This is a genomic window from Pseudomonas oryzihabitans, assembly GCF_007665395.1.
In the GTDB taxonomy this organism is placed as follows: domain Bacteria; phylum Pseudomonadota; class Gammaproteobacteria; order Pseudomonadales; family Pseudomonadaceae; genus Chryseomonas; species Chryseomonas psychrotolerans_C.
Window position 1 is genome coordinate 611,868 of record NZ_VDND01000002.1, and the last position, 16,589, is coordinate 628,456.

Below are 16,589 nucleotides of genomic sequence, written 5' to 3' on the forward strand. Positions count from 1 at the left end.
CGTCAGGAAGGCGCCGGCGTCCGCTGGGCTGACCCGGACAGCATGGCGGCCACCTGCGCGGCCAGCTGGTCCAGGGTGAAGGGCTTGGTCATGAGCTCCATGTTACCACCCAGGAAGGCCGTCCTACTCAGGGCGCCCTCGGCATAGCCGGTCAGGAACAGCACCGGCAGCCGCGGCCTGAGTTGCTGGATCACCTCGGCCAACTGGCGACCATTCAGGCCCGGCAGGCCGACATCGGTCACCAGCAAGTCCAGTTGGGGGATCTGCTCCAGCAGGCGCAGCGCCGCCTTGGCTTCGGCCGCGCTCCAGACCCGATAGCCGAGCGCTTCCAGCGCCTCCTGGTTGACTAGGCGCACGGCATCGTCGTCTTCCACCAGCAGGATGGTCTCCCCGGCACCCGGGGTGAATTCGCTAGGTGCGGTTCGTGGCGACTCGCGTCGCTGCTCCGCCGTTGGCAGGTAGACGCCGATCCGCGTCCCCGTCGCATCGCTGGCGAGGGTCAGGCGGCCGTTGCTCTGCCGGGCGAAGCCATAGACCATCGACAGGCCCAGGCCCGTCCCCTGGCCCTGGGGCTTGGTGGTGAAGAAGGGTTCGAGCACCTTGTCCAGCAAGCGCTCCGGGATGCCGGTCCCGGTGTCCCGGACCTCGATGCAGACATAGTCGCCCGGGGCCAGGGCGTCGTCCTCGGGCCCCTGTTCGCTGCAGGTCACCAGGGAGGTCGCCAGGGTGATGGTGCCGCCATCCGGCATGGCATCGCGGGCATTGATCACCAGGTTGAGCAGGGCGTTCTCCAGCTGGTTGGCATCGGCCAGGATCCAGGGCAGGTCGACGCCCAATTCCAGCGTCACCGCGATCTGCTCGCTGACGGTGCGTTGCAGCAGGTCGTGCAGCGCCAGGATCAGTTCGTTGGCGGACATCGGCCGCGATTCCAGCGACTGCCGGCGCGAGAAGGCCAGCAGGCGCTGGGTGAGGGCCGCCGCCCGGTGCGCCGACTGCTGGGCCGCCTCCATGTAGCGCTCCAGGCCCGCCAGCTGGCCCTTGCCCTTGATCCTCATCAGGTCCAGGGCGCCCAGCACCCCGGTCAGCATGTTGTTGAAGTCGTGGGCGATCCCCCCGGTGAGCTGACCGACCGCTTCCATCTTCAGCGACTGGCGCAGCTGCTCCTCGGCGCGACTGCGCTCGGCGCTTTCCCGTTGCAGCTCGCTGAGCGTGAGCGCCAGGGCCCGGGTGCGCTCCTGCACCTGGGACTCGAGCTCTTCGTTGAAGCGGCGCAAGGCCAGTTCCGCGCGCTTCTCGTCGCTGATGTCGGCGATCACCGTGGTCGCTCCGATGATCTGCTGGGCGTCGTCATGCAGGGGCACCGCGCTCACCCGCAGCCAGGATTCCGCGCCGTCGGCCGTGGTGTGGTAGAAGTCCTGGCCCCTGACCCGCTCACCCCGCAAGGCCCGCGCGCCTGGGAACTGATCGGGTGGCAGCAGCTGTCCGGCACTGTCGAGCGCTGCCCAGCGCGCCGCTTCCCGGGGTTGTCGGGAGGGGATGCGCTGGCCGGGTACATGCTGTTCGTAGAAGGGGTTGCTGACCAGGGTGCGGCCCTCGCCGTCCATGAAGCACACCCCGACCGGCAGGTTCTCCAGCAGCGTCTGCATACGCTCGCGCTCCTGGGCGAGTTCGCTGAGGCGATCACGCATCTCGAACTGGCGCAGCCGCGAACGCCAGGCGGCGGCGACGCTGCTGAGCAGGGACGCGCCGCTCAGGGGGCGTTCCAGGATGACCACGTTGGTCGCCGCCGCGGGCAACTGCCGGCGCAGCAAATGGTTGCCCCGGCCCGAGCGTTTGGCGTCGGAGGCCAGCAGCACCAGCGGGATGTCCGACCAGGTCGGCTGCCGCTCCAGCGCCCCGCTCAGGGCGCCCATGTTCTGCCGCAGGGCTTCCTCGGTGAACACGATGATCCCGGTCTCGTCGCCCAGGGCGGCCGCCACCTCGTCGAGGCTGGCCAGGTAGCGGGTGTGGTAACCCTGGGTGAACAGCCGTTGCAGGCTGGCTGCGTCACCCCGTAGCGGGGCGCAGATGATGAGCTCGCAGGACGGCGCAGCTGTGTCGGTCAATCGCGCTGTTCCATCAGGGGTTGCGTGGCACCGAAGTATTCCGGCGTACCGGTCAGGACGCCGCGGAATTCCACCAGGGGTTGGCCCACTCGGATTCCGCGGGTGTCGATGCGCAATTCCCGGATCGCATCCTCGTGCCCGCCACCGCGGTGCTTGAGGATGGAAATCGCCTTGCGCAGGCGCCCGTGGGCTTCGAAGAAGCGGATCAGCACCACGGTGTCGGCGATGTAGGAAATATCGAGATTGGTAGTCATCGACCCGACCAGGCCATGCTGGGGATTGAGGAGAAAGGTCACCACCCCTGATTGGCTCAGGTAGGAGAGCAGCTCGTGCATCTGCAGGATCAGCTGCTGTTCCTGCGGCATGGCGGCCAGGTAGCCGTTGAGGCTGTCCAGTACCAGCATGCGGCAGTCGTTTTCCTCGACGTCCCGCCGCACGCGCCAGGCGAATTCGCCGGGAGAGAGCTCGGCGGGATCGATCTGGTGGACCACCAGCAGGCCCTCCTCGATATGGCGCAGCAGCGGCATCCCCATGCTTTCCGCCCGCTTCAGCAGGGTGCCTATGCGCTCGTCGAATTCATAGATGACGCAGCGCTCGCCCCGGGCGCAGGCGGCTACCACGTACTGCAGGGCGAGGGTGGTCTTGCCGGTACCGGCGGGACCGGTGATCAGGGTACTGGTGCCACGCAGGGGCCCGCCATGCAGCAGCGCGTCCAGGTCGGGAATGTCGCTGGCTACGGGTTCGCCGGCGAAGTCCTGGTGGCGTCCCGCCGCTATCATGCGCGGATAGACTTCCAGGCCGCCACGCTGGATGGTGAAATCGTGATAGCCGGCGATGAAGTCCACGCCGCGCAGCTTCTGCACCTGCAGGCGCCGGCGCGCGGCGCCGAAGTCCAGGGTCAGGCGTTCCAGGGTCAGGACCCCATGGCAGAGGCTGTGCAGGTGATTGTCGCGCTCGCCGCCATTGGTGGTCAGGTCATCCACCAACAGCACGGTGAGGCCACGCCCGGCGAAGAAATGCTTGAGCGCCAGCACCTGGCGCCGATAGCGCAGCGGATCCTGCGCCAGCAGGCGCATCTCGGACAGGCTGTCGAACACCAGGCGGCTGGGCTTGAGCTCGTCCACCCGCGCCTGGATCAGCTCGATGGTGTCGCCCAGTTCCGACTCCCAGGGGTGCAGGATGGTCTGCTCCTGCGCGCCGCCAAGGACCGCATCGGCGGCGGACAACTCGAACAGGTGCACGCCCTCCAGGCTCCAGCCGTGGGACTCGGCCACGCTCTGCAATTCTTCGCTGGTTTCCGAGAGGGTGATGTAGAGCACCGACTCGCCCTGGCGGACCCCTTCGAAGAGGAACTGCAGGCCCAGGGTGGTCTTGCCCGAGCCTGGGGTGCCTTCCAGCAGGTAGAGGCGATCTTTCGGCAGGCCACCGCGCAGGACCCCGTCCAGACCGGCATTGCCGGTCGCGATAATTGCCTGGCTGGGGGAATTCATGGGTGACCGGACCTCACGGCGTCGATGACGAAAAGGGTAGCTGATACCTGCCGTCGGGGCCCGTCGCCTGGAGGTGCAAGGGGCGACGACGGGCAGCAAGCGATGGAGCCAGGCCGGAGGATGGGGCGGGGCAAGTGGAGTGCACGACTCGCTCCACATTAATCGTCAGTCTAATACCGTCGCGGGCGCCAGGCCACCCTGGCGTAGCGGCTCGCGTCGTCGCCGTCTTCAGGCGATGCCGTTCGGGCCGTCCAGCACCCGGCGTACCTTGCGTGCCAGATCGTTGGGGATATAGGGCTTGGAGATGACATCGAATTCCGAGCCGCCGATGTCGGTTCGCTCCAGGGAATTCTCGGCATAGCCCGTGGTGAGCAGGATCTTGGTCTGCGGGTGCAGGCGCTTCACCTCCCGCGCCAGCATCACGCCGTTCATGCCACCGGGCATGATCAGGTCGGTGAACACCAGATCGAAGGCCTGCTCGGTTTCCCGCAGGATGCGCAGCGCCTCGCTGGCGTTGAAGGCGATCCGGGCGGTGTAGCCATAGTCCTCCAGCACCAGCTTGGCCAGCTCGGCGACGTCCGGGCGATCTTCCACCACCAGGATGCGTTCCGTGCCGCTGCGGCGTTCCGAGCGCTGTTCCGCCTGCTGGTGGATGATATGGCTGTCGTCCACCGGGAAGTACAGCCGGATGGTGGTGCCGACATCCTCTTCCGAATAGATGCGCACCGTGCCGCCGGACTGCTTGGCGAAGCCATAGACCATCGACAGCCCCAGCCCCGAGCCCTTGCCTTCTTCCTTGGTGGTGAAGAAGGGGTCCATTACCCGGTCGCGGATACTGGCGGGCATGCCCTGGCCATTGTCGGTGATCGCCAGGCTGACGTAGCGCCCGGGCATGAGGCCGTCATAGGACATGTTGGCCAGCTCGCGCACCTCGACGTTGCGCGTCTCGATGCCCACGCTGGGCTGCGGTCGGTCCGCCAGGGCATCCCGGGCATTGATCAGGATATTGAGCAGCGCCACCTCGGCCTGGGTCGGATCGATGCGGCAATTCCACAATCCGGCGTCCAGCTGGGTACGGATCTCCACGTCGCCCAGGGTCCGCTCGGCCAGCTCGTGGGAGGTGCGGATCAGGTTGTTCAGATTGAGCACCCGGCCTTCGAGCTTCTGCTTGCGCGAGAAGGCCAGCAGTTGCTGGGTGAGGGTACTGGCGCGCTCGGCCGCCGACTTGGCGTGGGTCGCGCTGCGGACGATGCGCTCCTGGTCGAAGCTGGGTTTTTCCGCGGTGCGCTGGATGATGTCGATATAGCCCATCATCACCTGCAACAGGTTGTTGAAGTCGTGGGCGATACCGCCGGTGAGCTGGCCCAGCGCCTCCATCTTCTGCGCCTGGCGCAGGGCATCCTCGGCGTCGCGGCGACGGCTGACGTCCAGCTGGGAGGCGAAGAAATAGGTGAGTTCGCCGGCATCGTTGTAGACCGGCGAGACGAACAGCGCATTCCAGAAGGACGAGCCATCCTTGCGGTAGTTGATGATCTCTACCGAGATCTCGCGTTCCTGCTCGACCGCTTCGCGGATGTCGTTGACCACCGAGCGATCTGTCTCCGGCCCCTGCAGGAAGCGACAGTTGCGCCCGAGCAGTTCGTCCACCTGGTAGCCGGTCATGTCGACGAAGGCATTGTTGGCGAAGATGATCGGGTTGTCGGGTTGCGAAGGATCGGTGACCAGCATCGGCATGCGTGTGGTCTCCACCGCGGCGAAGAAGATATTCTTGCCCTGGTGGGAAATATCGCCGGTCGCCGAGTTGTCTACTCGCGCCTTGCGGGAGGGGGGCATCTGGCTCACGGGTGCGGGATCCTTGCGCCGGCAAAATTGCTGTCTTGAGACTCAGACAGCCAAGCGGCGGAAAAACTTCATCCACATCGCACTCGAGCGGGTCTAGAACAGCCCCTGGGCGCCGCCAAAGCCAGGCGCTGCCTGGCTTTGGCGGCCAGTTGCCAGCGTACCATTCACCCGCCCCGAGCGACCGTTAAGGAGGTTCGGGGAGAACCACCTGAGCATCCGCTGTCAGAGCTGCGATGAAGTCGAGAAGCCTTGAAATGCAAAGACAAATTCTGGTTCTGGAAGACGATCTGAGCCAGCGCGAGCTGCTGACCGAATTGCTCACCGAACAGGGGCTGGACGTGGTGGCCGTCGCCTCCAGCGACGACGCCCTGGCGCACATGGACAGCCGCGGCAGCGAGACCAAACTGGTCATCGCCGACGTCAACGTGCCCGGCATGCTCGACGGCCTGGCGTTCGCCCAGCTGGCCGCCGTGAGTTGGCCAACGGTGCCCTTCATCATCATTTCCGGCTACATCGACCAGGACCTCGCCGTGCTGCCGCGCCGCGCCGCCTTCCTGCCCAAGCCCTGGGGCGTCGCCGATCTTCGGCAACTGGTGGAAAGCCTCCTTCCTCGTCGCTGAGGCCCGAGCTCGCCCAGGGGCCCAGCTCCCTGCAAGGCTCCTGAGGCTTCTCCACGCCAAACCGTCTATACCGCGCTTTTATGCCGCTCGTCGGCCAATGCCAGGCGCACCTGGCAAAATGATATGACGTCCGTCGGCAGGGCCCGCGGGAAGGGAACCAAAGTCGCTGAACGCTATCAATGTGCCATCTATAAACGACTGGCAAGGAGCGCTTCATGGACGCAGTCATCACCCAGATCAACCAGATCTCCGATTGGGAATTCCTCATCGCGCTGGAGCGCAGCCTGGAAAGTCGCGGACGCCTGGACATGGCTGCCCGGAACGCCCTGGAGCGGCAGGGGCATCTGCTTTCCCGGCGTTACCTGCAACAGAAGTGCAAACTCGGCAGTGGCCCCTTCAGCCCCCTGGAAGATGAGATCCTCGAGGTGCTGACCACCGCCACCGCCGCGTTGCGGCGGAGTCGCCGGCTGCCCCATAACATCGTCAAGAGCGTGCGCGCTGGCGGCCTGATCGAGGCGGTCGAGCGCAACGTCTGCCACGCCGGCGCCTTGCTCTGCCGCACCGACTTCGAAGCCGACGGCATCCCGCGCGGTACGCTGGAGCGCATCGTCGATCGCCATTCCCACGCCTTCCAGATCGATGCGCGCCGCGCCGCAGCGCGTTACATCGCCGAGAACGAGCCGGCCTTCCGCGCCGCGGGCTGAGGGCTAACGCCAGGCTGCTCCAAGGCAGCCTGGCGGGTGGGGCCGGTCGGCATACCGTGCTAACGTTTCATCGTCCATGACGAAACGAGCCCCGCATGCCCCTCGCCGAGAATCTGCTGGCCTTCACCCTGGCCGCCTCGCTGCTGACCATCACCCCGGGCCTCGATACCGCCCTGGTGCTGCGTACCGCCGCCGTGGAAGGCCGCGCCCAGGCCTGGCGCGCGGCCTTGGGCATCAATGCCGGCTGCCTGCTCTGGGGCGCCGCCGTCGCCTTCGGCCTGGGCGCCCTGCTGGCCGTCTCGGAACTGGCCTACACCCTGCTCAAGTACTGCGGCGCCGCCTACCTCGCCTGGCTGGGGCTGAACCTGCTGCTGCACCCTCGCACCGGCTTCGCCAGCGACGGGGCGGAGCAGGACAACCCGTCCAACTGGTTCCTGAAGGGCATGCTGGGCAACGTCCTCAATCCCAAGGTCGGCATCTTCTACGTCTCCTTCCTGCCGCAATTCATTCCCCACGGCCAACCCCTGGTCGCCTGGACCTTCGGCCTGGTCGCCATCCACGTAGTGCTGGGCCTGCTCTGGTCGCTCACGCTGATCGGCGCCACCCGCTCACTGGGCGAGGCGCTGCGCAAGGCTGCGGTGATCCGCTGGCTGGATCGGACGACGGGGGTGGTCTTTCTGCTGTTCGCCGCGAAGCTGGCGTTGAGTCGGCGGTAGGGGGAGGCCTGCTTGCTTTTCGGATAGCCGAAGCGAACGCCAGAAACGACAAGGCCCGCACTAGGCGGGCCTTGGGGTGATCCTTGCGGATCCAATTGGTCGAGCGACTACGTCAATACAAGGCGCTGCAGCCCGCTCTGTACCTGAATTTCGTCAAGGATCAAGAACGCCAGCATACACGTAGGCATACATGGTCAAGCCAAGGTCGATTTGAGCGTTGGTATCTCTGTCGCTTCTTGCTCTACTCATATTTAAGGGGAAGATAGCCAAGGACGTATGCAGGTAAGGTAGTGATGGATCTCAGCCTCATTCGACAGGATTCTCGCAGGCGGAGCACTGGGCATAAGGAAATCAGACAGAGTGAGCTGTCTAATCACAAATTAACGGGTTGGCGATTTTGGCCTGCTGCCTTGTATAGGCGTCAAACTTATTGACTGGGCTATTGCGGTCGGCTGTATATAGTTTATGGCTACCAGTCTCTAAAGCTTGTGATATTTTCGAGGTGGTCAATCTCTACGTCAGTATTCAGTTTCTGGTGCCAAAACCATGCTCTCATCTGCTGGTTTCCATTGCCAGCCCATTCTATGATTTTGATTCTTTTTCCAGTGGCGTTGTTGGAAATGATCAGGTTGAGATGGTCATCGCAACCAGAATAACCGAAAAGTAAAATTTCATTAACTTCGGTTAGGCACTTAAAAAGATAGTTCCAATAGGTCGATAGGATTGGTGAGCTATTTATGACAGAGCTTTTATATTTAACATGCGTTAGAACTAGGTGAGATCCAAATCTATCCATGTTCAAATTTAATTCATGGCGTTGCAATTTATAGATTGTTTCTAGGTGCTCCATGAATAAGGGGGAGCCGTGAAGGTGTAAATAGTATCCAAAATCCCTGCCCCGTCGCCGCTCTAGATTTTCCTGCGCAAAACCGGAGTTTAAAATTCCGTCGACCAACGTTCCACTATATCCAGATAGAATTCCTGCGTCGATAAAATGGGAATAGATAAGTCTGTCGTAGTTGAGCGTGGCAATATGGCTGCGTGTGCTTCTTACAAAGTTTGCTAATGAATCAAAAAAGTCCCAGTTTGTGGGGCCGTCATAGTTATGAAGGCGGGTAGCAATTTTATGGATGAATTTTGATATTGCTTCCGGAAATTCCTGCCCTTCTGGAGATAGCCAGTGTATATCATTTGGCCCAATATCGTTTAGGACTTTGCATGCTGCGACCGCTTGATGGAGTATTCCGAGATCTTCTTCTCCTGCGGGATGCTGGTCTTGCTGTCCTGTACATCTGCAAATCAGTGTTTTCTGATGTTCGTTCAATACGTTAGGCATCCCCCAGACGTCACGGATGGCGTTAGTAAGATTGAAATGGATAGGGTCTGTCGCCATGCCCAATCCATTGCCAAAAATAATCAGCTTCCTTGGCATATTTGCGATCCTGTATTCCTTGAAATCTCTTGTGCAATCCTAAGTTTCGGGGCTCAATCCTTAGTGGATTCTTCGATTTAAAGCCGCTGAGTCTCTGGTGTGCAATAAGGATTTAGGGTTTCTTTGTGGGGGTTGCTGTTTTCAAACGATAGATTTGGTTGTAGTGTTTCTTGAAAGACGGCCGTGGTTGCTATTCGTTAAATTGTCAATCTTTGATCGAATAAATCCTTGAAAGCTTTTCGGCGATCTTGTTGTATATATCAAACGACTTAAGCGTTTTCGCAGTAGGACTTTGATTTTCGAAAAACATTTCCCCTTCCATGACTAAAACATGTTTCTCCATTCGGGCATTGTAGATTTCCATTCCCGGTATGAAGGAGGGGTCCGCTCGCAGCTCTTTGTTAGCAATTGCTATCAGTTCGTCTTTTGTTTTGAAATTTTTCACTCGTTTTTCCTTATACGCATCCTTCGGAAAGTTTGAAGGGTTCACCTTTCCGAAGCTTATCTAGGACGTTTACCGTTGCGTCGGAATACTTCCTTGTAAAGCTGTTGTCACCCTTTCCTGTCTTGAGCTTGAAGTGATATGGATTGTCCGACTCTTTCATGTCGAAGCCGGTCATTTCGCACAGAAGTTCAATTAGTTTGTTAGCCCTGTGCCAAGTCGGATAACCAAGCTTTTCAGCTACAAGTTGAAGGGTGTATGGGTACTGCGCGTTTATATTGGCAGCGCCGTCAAGTGTAGTAATACCAAGAATCTTGGCGAAATTCTCATCGCTATCAACAGCGTGCTCTAGGGTTTGAAAATTTACTTCAATTCTTTTTGTCGGAATATCCCGGCGTACTAGGTTTATCGTGCGGGCCATTAGAGCGCGTAGGAGTTTTACATTTATCTTGTCGATTGCTCCATTATTTCCGAAAGCTTCAAACACCCAGCTGAATGATTTTGCAGTAATACTTTTTATCCGAATATTCACGCCGTCAGCCACATTTAGGATTCGGTCCCTGGCGGGATAGCTCTCATCGGTGATAGAGTCGTCCCACTCAAGTATATAAATATTAGGCATTGTTTCTTGAGCGGCCTTGAACATTCGACTGACGTCGTAAAGCACACTTTTCACATTAGGATCATTTGCGCTATACCCTACAAAAAGTAAAGGGTGTTCAGCAAAGTAAGTCAGGAGCTTGGCACTGAGGTAACGTTTGTCTTTTTCGAAATCTAGATAGTCTTCAGCCGTAAGAACAATTGAGCTTGGCGTTGAGCTGCATCCATGTATCTTGAAAATCTCTCCCACAGAAAGGTACGGTTTCGTTAAGAGCTGTTGGCCTACGATCTTTTCATATTCGGGAAATAGGTGCTCAAGGGTCTGATCGTAATTGGTAGTTATAATGGCGTGAGGGCTCATCGCCCTAAGTGCTTGGAGCTCAGCCCGTAGGTTTTCTGCGCAGCTCTCGATGATATCTTTTGGCTCCAGCTCTGAGATTATCCGAGCGGTTTCATACTTTATGAAACTGTCAGCTGCATGTTGCTCTGAGTATAGCTCTTGTGGGAAGTTTTCCTTGCCGTCTGTCCATGCCCATTCTCTGTAACTTTCCGAATAAAGGGAGCCTATTTCAATGAAGGACATTCGCTTTTGTTTGTAATATGCAAAGTCTTGAACGATTAGTGGGCATCGCTGAGCTAGAGTCTTTAAGAGCTCTTCCCAGTTAGGGGCGCCTATGTATCTTTTTGAGAATCCCGAACCTACGAATAAGATTGGCTGGCAAGCGGCTTGACCAAAGACATTCAAAATGTCCGCTCTTACCTCATCTTGGTACTTGGTGTAACTCATGGCTTCCGTTCCTTTTGGCTTCGCGCGGTCAAAGTTAGATCGACAGAGGGCTATCAGGTGACAACAGTCAGCGAGCTGTGCTGCAGGGATCCGCAGGCTTTTCTCTGCACCGTTTCCTGTCATATCGGCCAGTCCTAGCACGGCTTTAACGGCAGTGCAGGGGTGCAGAAAAACCGACACATTTAGCCCGCAGGTGTGGCGGGGGGACAACGGCGCGCGCTGGGGTAAGAGGCCCGCAGCAGCCGGAGACGGACGGTTGGGAACGAATCCCTGCAAGTGGTATCAGATCGCCATCTTGGAACCACTTGCAGGGATAGCAGCTATGGATCGTGTCGTCGCCCAGATCTCCCAGGTTCTCGACTGGGAATACCTCATCGCGCTGGAAAGCAGCCTGACCGCTCGCGGTCTCATCAACGGAAAGGTGCAGGCTGAGCTGGATCGCCATGCCTATACCCTTGCCCGGCGCTATCTGCTGAAAAAGGCCAAGCTGGGCAACGGCCCGTTCTCCGCCGCGGAAGAAGAAATTCTCGAGGTCCTGGCCGGCGCTGTGACTGCGCTGCGGCGTTCACGGCAGTTGCCGCACAACATCATCAAGAGCCTGCGCGCTGGTGGCTTGATTGCTGCCGTACAGCGCAGCGTCTGCCACTCAGGTGTTCTTCAATGCCGCACCGACTTCGAGGCGGACGGCGTGGCGCGCGGCACCTTCGACGCCATCGTAAATCGCCATCCCAGCGAGTTCGACGCTGATACGGTGGCGATGGCCGGCCTGCAATCAGCTCTGCCCATGCAGCAGCCTTTGCAGGTGGCTAGCTGACTCGTACGTGTGGAAAGCAAAAGGCCTCCCGTAGGCGGCCTGTTGCTTGCCAGGGAAGAGCTAGGCGCTATGCCGCTGACCTTGCTGCTCAAGTAGCGCCTGCGCCTCGGCCCGCTGGCGGTTGAGCGCGATAGGGTTGGTTGCGCGGCCTCTCAATTCGTAGGCGGTTATGTCCAGGACCTGCAGGTCTTGCTCGAGTGGATCCACGTCGGCCGGCTCGGCGGTTGCTGCGGCCTCGTCGACCAGCGTTGCCAGGGCACGCTCCAGTCGTCCCCGCGCAGCCTGTTTTCGCTCAGTCTGGCCAGAGACGGTGTAACTGTCGCCAATAACGTCCTCGCTGATCACTGCCTGTAGATGCTTGGCCTCCTGGCGCTTAACCAGCCTTAGCCAGGTGCGCCCCTCAACCGTGGCGAACAGCGCCGCCGATGCGACGGCCAGGCGATAGTCGCCATAGATCCCCACGGCCTTCTCCTGGGCAATGTCATAGGCCCGACGCGCATAGGCCGTTTCCACCTGGGCGAGCAGATAGCTCGGCTCCAGTTCGCTCGCCAGTTCCTCGTAGCTCTCGGCCAGCTCGCGCTTGTCCAGCTCGGCGCGCTTCACCTTCAAGATCTCCGGCTTCGGCTCGCCATCTGCAGCGCGGAAGGCCGCTCGCCATTCGGTGCCGGCCGTCTCCGATTCGTGCCGGGCGGCGCTGGCTGCAGCACGATGCTTTTCCACCCGCTTGCCAAGGGCGGTCAGCGTCTCGCGCTGGGCCAGGTAGTCGGCTTTCAGCCGGTCATGATTGGCCAGGGCAGCGGCGACGTCTTCTGGGAGGGCGGTGGTGTGGGTTTCGGTACTCATGGGGTGTCTCTCGTTTGGGGTTGGGGTGCTCGGGACCGACCTTGCTCGAGCATGGGCAGCCGTCGCGGTTGGGTTTGGGTGGATCAAGTGAAGCGAGTGGCGTCAAGCACTTTGTGCCAGAACACCCTTGTTCGTGTCTGAAAACGCAAATCGACCGGGAACGTGGGCACGCGGACAAAACCGCTCTGGAATGCGGGTTTGCGAGTGGGAATTTGATCCCACCCTTTTTCGAGCGGGAACAAAGGGAGGAGGGAGGCTATTACTTGAACAGAGTTGTGTTCCCACATTCCCACTCTCGTAATTCAAATGGGAACGCTGCAACCCGCGTCGTTGCTGGCCTGTTCCCAAGTTCCCACTGTTCCCGCTGAAAACAGTCAGCAAGGGGTTATCTACTAAGAGATTCATGCTTGACTCTCTCCCTCGGTTTCCAAGCGCTCGGGGTCGATGACGTAGAACCGAGCATTGCCTCCGCCTGGCGTGCGATAGCGTTTCGTGCGCCGGGAGGTGCGGGCCTCTTCATCCACCTTGGCCAGCGCATTGGCTTCCACCAGGGCGCGCAGGATCCGCTCCTTGCCATAGCCGGCCGCCGCTTCGAGCAGTGCGGGCGCGTTGAATAGGTAGAGCCGGCGATCGTCGATCAGCTCGTAGAAGCCGGCCCGATCGCGCACGGTCGACGCCGCGTGCTCGGCGTGGATCCAGGAGAAGCGGCTGTCGCCGTGCAGGGCGATGAAATCGCCGATACCGCGCAGGATCTGGCGCTCCTCGGCGTTGCCATCACCCATCCTGGCGAGCCATTCGCCGAACAGCTGGCGGCAGGCATTACCCGCCGCGCCGACCGGCCAGCCCAGCAGGCTGCGTTCCGCCGCCAGTTCGCCGGCCAGGGCGAGCACGGCGAACCGATCTGCCACCCGGCCGGCCTGGGAGCTTTCCGTGCGGAAGGTGGCGCGCACCTGGCGAAAGCGCTCGAGCAAGTCTTCAGGCGTCTTGAGCAGGCTTTCCACGAATGCCGGCCCTAGGTGGCCATAGTCCTGGCCGACGGCATCGGTCAGCAGCCGGTGGAATTCCTGACCGGTGAGGCCATGCACGTCGTCGAACGCCCGAAAGGGGCGAGTACCGGCGTTCACGTCCACCATGCGCAGCTCCGCGCCGGCATGGGCGCCGTTACCGGCGATGGCGGCGTGCTCGGATAGCGAGCGCTCGCCGCTGGACAGCGCCAGGACCCGCCAGGTCAGCTTGGCCCGGCCCTCACGCTCGCGGGTCATGGTGCTCTTGCCCATGCCGTTGGCGATGGCGTAGGCCATCTCCTGGACGCGCTTGGGGTCGGCGCGCTTGATCTCGTCCAGGATCAGCACCGTATCATTGCGTGAGGCTGCCTCGATTTCCACGCCGCCCTTGGACACGTCCCAGGACGCGGCAAAGGTGCCGGGGTTGCCCCAGACCGACGCCGCGAGCAGCTGTGCCAGTGACTTGCCGCTCGAGGAATCGCCGACCAGGTGGATGCCGCCGCCGTTAATGCCCAGCTTGGCCAGAAGCGGCCCGGCCAGGGCGCAGCACACGGCCAGGATCAGCACCGGGTTGCCCAGGCAGTACGGCGCGATCTGCGCTTGCCAGTTGGCCAGCGTGCCCTTGCTGGTGAACAGGTTCACTGCCCGGCCGGAGTCCTGATAGCGCACGTTGTCACCGCCGATCACGCGCGACGGCAGGACGAAGGCGCCGGACTCATGCCAGCCTGGCTTGGTGGTGGTGGCGATCACCCGCGCCGGGGCGTGGTAGCTGGCGAGGTACGGCGCGACGTGGCGGCGCTGGTGGTACTCGATGGCCAGCCCCTGGCGCATGAGTGCCTTGAGCACCTCGTCGGCCTTGCCGGCCAGGGCTTCCATGGGCATGACCCACTCAATGCGCTTGCCGCGATAGCGGAAGCTGAGCAGGCGGCCAATGCTGCCGTCCTCGGTGTTCACCGTCTCGGCGTCGACGTGCAGTGGCGAGCAAATCCAGTAGTCGAAGGGCACCGGCTTGTCTTCCGGCCCGCTGTGCTTCACCCCGTGGTACCAGGTGCCTTCGCGGAATTGCTTGCCCTCCTTGAAGACAGGGCGGTCGTAGACGGCAAAGCACGGCCGGTCGAGGGTGTCGCGGTCCGGTGCCTTGGGTTCACCGACCAGGCTCAGGCCGCTTTTCGCTTCGGGTGCGCTCATGCCGGCACCTCCCAGCGTCCGCTTTGCCAGAGGTGCAGGTCGTTGAAGTCGGACAGCTCCGCCGGGCCGTCATAGGGCCAATCGGGGAAGACCACGAGGGCTTCCGCCGCGGCTGCCGCCCGGTTCGCCGCGGCGCGGCCGGGATTGCCCAGGGTGAGCCGGTCGTCGTCGCCAGCGATCACCAGCTCGACGCGCCGGCCGAAGCGCTCGCGCATGGCCAGAGCCACCGGCTTGAGGTTGCCGGCGTTGAGCGCGCAGACCACCGGCGCGCCGGTGTGGTGGTGCAGGGTCGCACCCGTGGCCCAGCCCTCGCAGATGTACAGCCGGGCGCCGTCCTGGACCTTGCCCAGCGGGCAATAGCAGCCCTGCACACGACCGCCGGCGAGGAAGCGCTTATTGCCCTGGCCATCGATGATCTGCAGGTTGACCAGGCGCCCGCCTAGGACCAGGGGCACCGCCAGCCGGCCGTGCGAAATCTGGCGCAGTCCGAACGGTTCTACCTGCTTCGCCTGCAAGTAGGTGTGCAGCCGATCCACTGACTTGCCGTGCTGCCAGAGCAAGGCCGCCTGACGCGCCGCAGCGGCCTGCTTGTCCTGCAGCTGGGCCTCCGCGTCGCGTTGTTGCTGCTCAAGGCGCTGGCGGGTGGCCTGGGCGTCGGCCGAGGGTTGGACATCCCCCCTGGCGAGCGCTTCGAACAGCCCCAGGCCGAGGCGTTGATCGATCTCCCGCGCCGCGTCGCCCTGACGGCAGCCGCGCAGGTAGGCCAGCAGCGACACCAGGTCGCCGCCGTGGGCGGCGCTGTCGGCGAAGTCGTTCCACTTGCCGCTGTCCAGGGAGACGCCGAAGGAACCGGCCTGGCGGTCGCCGCGAGCGGCGTTGGGCGCGACCCATTCGCGACCCTGGCGACTGCCCTTCGGCAGCCACTCGGGGAGCAGGGTGGTGGCGTTGGCCAGGGCGTGGAGCGCGGCCTGGCGGATGAGGTCGGGAATGCGGCTCTCAGACATTGGCCACCCCCTCGCGTACAGCAGCGGTACGGGCGGCGCGGTACAGGTCTGAGGCGTCGGCCAGCAGCACGCGGACGGCCTCGGCGACGTTGAGCAAGTCCTGGCTGGCGGCGTCCTTCATGGTCATGCAGGTGAGGCTATCGACCAGGCCGTAGGCGGCGCTCAGGCGCACGTCGGCGCACTCGGACAGCGCGGCAAAGGGTTGGCTGCTGTCGAGCAGCAGCACCGGGTTGTGGCTGGGGTTGGTCTTCAACGGAATCAGCTCACTCATGGCCGGCCCCCGTCTGCACCATGGCCAGCCGGAGGCGTAGCAGGGAGAGCGGCACCTGGCGGATGTGGAGCTGGCCAGCCTGCTCGGCGGCATGGACCTCGGCGCGCAGCTGGTCAGCGACTCCCGGTTGATGGTTCAGCGCGTCAACGGCATCGAGCATGGCTTCGAGGGCAGGGCGCGAAGGCGACTGGCCGGCTGGGTTGGCCAACTCGGTCAGCAGCTGGTGGAGAGCACCGATGGAATCAGCCATGGCGCACCTCCAGGACGGCGGTGGCCACCGGGGCGACGGCGGTAGGCGTGGCAGGGGAAACGGAGAGGGTGGTGTCGGTTGCAGCGGCAGCCGGCGCGAGAGCGGCCTCGAGGGCGCGAGCGCGCTGCATGTGGTGGTTGTAACGGGCGAGACGGGTGGAAAGACTGGAATTTGCGTGCAGGGCAGCTAAGGCCATGGCCTTGTGTGCGGCAACGCGGATGCAACGGGGGGACGGATTGAGAGCGTGCGAACGCTTCATGGGTGGGGCTCCTAGAGTTGGGGAGCTGCCACGAACCGTCGCCAAACGATTATGGGTGGCAGCCGTGCGCAGGTTGGCGAACCGGGACTCTAGGAACCCGGCAGACCTTTCGGTCTCCCGCGCACGGCCGCCATAACACGGCATTGCGAGCACAAAAAAAGCGCCTGCAATGGGATGGTGGGCGCCTGTGCGCCTAGAGTTGATCGGGTCGCCAAACC

16 protein-coding genes are annotated in these 16,589 nt (G+C 62.0%); 4 read left to right on the top strand and 12 right to left on the bottom strand.

Annotated elements, in window-relative coordinates:
- Positions 1–2 precede the first annotated feature (2 nt).
- The 3 genes from FSV73_RS06745 to FSV73_RS06755 all read right to left on the bottom strand — a co-directional run bounded on the left by FSV73_RS06745 (position 3) and on the right by FSV73_RS06755 (position 5,428).
- On the bottom strand, positions 3–2,105 hold the full coding sequence (locus FSV73_RS06745; protein WP_145005712.1) for an ATP-binding protein: 2,103 nt from the start codon (positions 2,103–2,105) through the stop codon (positions 3–5).
- Positions 2,102–3,595, bottom strand: a complete 1,494-nt coding sequence (locus tag FSV73_RS06750; protein ID WP_145005715.1) for an ATPase domain-containing protein — start codon at positions 3,593–3,595, stop codon at positions 2,102–2,104. Before FSV73_RS06750 ends, FSV73_RS06745 begins: the two co-directional genes overlap by 4 nt.
- Before the next feature lie 228 nt (positions 3,596–3,823).
- Positions 3,824–5,428 (bottom strand): histidine kinase famiy protein, encoded by a 1,605-nt coding sequence (locus FSV73_RS06755; RefSeq protein ID WP_145006211.1) that lies wholly within the window; start codon positions 5,426–5,428, stop codon positions 3,824–3,826.
- Positions 5,429–5,691: 263 nt separating this feature from the next.
- On the opposite strand from FSV73_RS06755, the gene FSV73_RS06760 reads away from it, so the two are divergent.
- The 3 genes from FSV73_RS06760 to FSV73_RS06770 all read left to right on the top strand — a co-directional run bounded on the left by FSV73_RS06760 (position 5,692) and on the right by FSV73_RS06770 (position 7,477).
- On the top strand, positions 5,692–6,057 hold the full coding sequence (locus FSV73_RS06760) for a response regulator (protein ID WP_186309170.1): 366 nt from the start codon (positions 5,692–5,694) through the stop codon (positions 6,055–6,057).
- A 215-nt stretch (positions 6,058–6,272) separates the two neighbouring features.
- On the top strand, positions 6,273–6,761 hold the full coding sequence (locus FSV73_RS06765; RefSeq protein ID WP_145005721.1) for a hypothetical protein: 489 nt from the start codon (positions 6,273–6,275) through the stop codon (positions 6,759–6,761).
- Between the two features lie 95 nt (positions 6,762–6,856).
- On the top strand, positions 6,857–7,477 hold the full coding sequence (locus FSV73_RS06770; RefSeq protein WP_145005724.1) for a LysE family translocator: 621 nt from the start codon (positions 6,857–6,859) through the stop codon (positions 7,475–7,477).
- A gap of 469 nt (positions 7,478–7,946) precedes the next feature.
- Here the strand turns inward: FSV73_RS06770 and FSV73_RS06775 are convergent, their stop codons facing one another.
- From FSV73_RS06775 to FSV73_RS06785, 3 genes are all read right to left on the bottom strand, one after another.
- Positions 7,947–8,909 carry an SIR2 family protein gene (locus tag FSV73_RS06775; protein WP_145005727.1) on the bottom strand — a complete coding sequence of 321 codons (963 nt, stop codon included), beginning with the start codon at positions 8,907–8,909 and terminating at the stop codon, positions 7,947–7,949.
- 205 nt (positions 8,910–9,114) lie between these two features.
- The gene (locus FSV73_RS06780; protein ID WP_186309171.1) at positions 9,115–9,354 is read right to left on the bottom strand and encodes a DUF2498 family protein; all 240 of its coding nucleotides are present in this window, start codon (positions 9,352–9,354) and stop codon (positions 9,115–9,117) included.
- Positions 9,355–9,364: 10 nt separating this feature from the next.
- Entirely contained in the window at positions 9,365–10,738 is a 1,374-nt protein-coding gene (locus FSV73_RS06785) for an SIR2 family protein (RefSeq protein WP_145005734.1), read from the bottom strand.
- A gap of 322 nt (positions 10,739–11,060) precedes the next feature.
- On the opposite strand from FSV73_RS06785, the gene FSV73_RS06790 reads away from it, so the two are divergent.
- On the top strand, positions 11,061–11,552 hold the full coding sequence (locus FSV73_RS06790) for a hypothetical protein (protein ID WP_145005737.1): 492 nt from the start codon (positions 11,061–11,063) through the stop codon (positions 11,550–11,552).
- Positions 11,553–11,612: 60 nt separating this feature from the next.
- Here the strand turns inward: FSV73_RS06790 and FSV73_RS06795 are convergent, their stop codons facing one another.
- From FSV73_RS06795 to FSV73_RS06820, 6 genes are all read right to left on the bottom strand, one after another.
- On the bottom strand, positions 11,613–12,395 hold the full coding sequence (locus FSV73_RS06795; protein ID WP_145005740.1) for a hypothetical protein: 783 nt from the start codon (positions 12,393–12,395) through the stop codon (positions 11,613–11,615).
- 401 nt (positions 12,396–12,796) lie between these two features.
- A complete protein-coding gene (locus FSV73_RS06800) occupies positions 12,797–14,587 on the bottom strand; it encodes a DUF927 domain-containing protein (protein WP_145005743.1) in 1,791 nt (596 codons plus the stop codon).
- Positions 14,584–15,591: a toprim domain-containing protein gene (locus FSV73_RS06805; protein ID WP_145005746.1), complete on the bottom strand. Its 1,008-nt coding sequence runs from the start codon at positions 15,589–15,591 to the stop codon at positions 14,584–14,586. The genes FSV73_RS06800 and FSV73_RS06805 overlap by 4 nt, the downstream gene beginning before the upstream one ends.
- Positions 15,584–15,862: a hypothetical protein gene (locus FSV73_RS06810; protein ID WP_145005749.1), complete on the bottom strand. Its 279-nt coding sequence runs from the start codon at positions 15,860–15,862 to the stop codon at positions 15,584–15,586. The genes FSV73_RS06805 and FSV73_RS06810 overlap by 8 nt, the downstream gene beginning before the upstream one ends.
- Positions 15,855–16,112 carry a hypothetical protein gene (locus FSV73_RS06815; RefSeq protein WP_145005752.1) on the bottom strand — a complete coding sequence of 86 codons (258 nt, stop codon included), beginning with the start codon at positions 16,110–16,112 and terminating at the stop codon, positions 15,855–15,857. Before FSV73_RS06815 ends, FSV73_RS06810 begins: the two co-directional genes overlap by 8 nt.
- Complete coding sequence (locus FSV73_RS06820) at positions 16,105–16,371, bottom strand: hypothetical protein (RefSeq protein WP_145005755.1); 267 nt, start codon at positions 16,369–16,371, stop codon at positions 16,105–16,107. Before FSV73_RS06820 ends, FSV73_RS06815 begins: the two co-directional genes overlap by 8 nt.
- Positions 16,372–16,589: the final 218 nt, after the last annotated feature.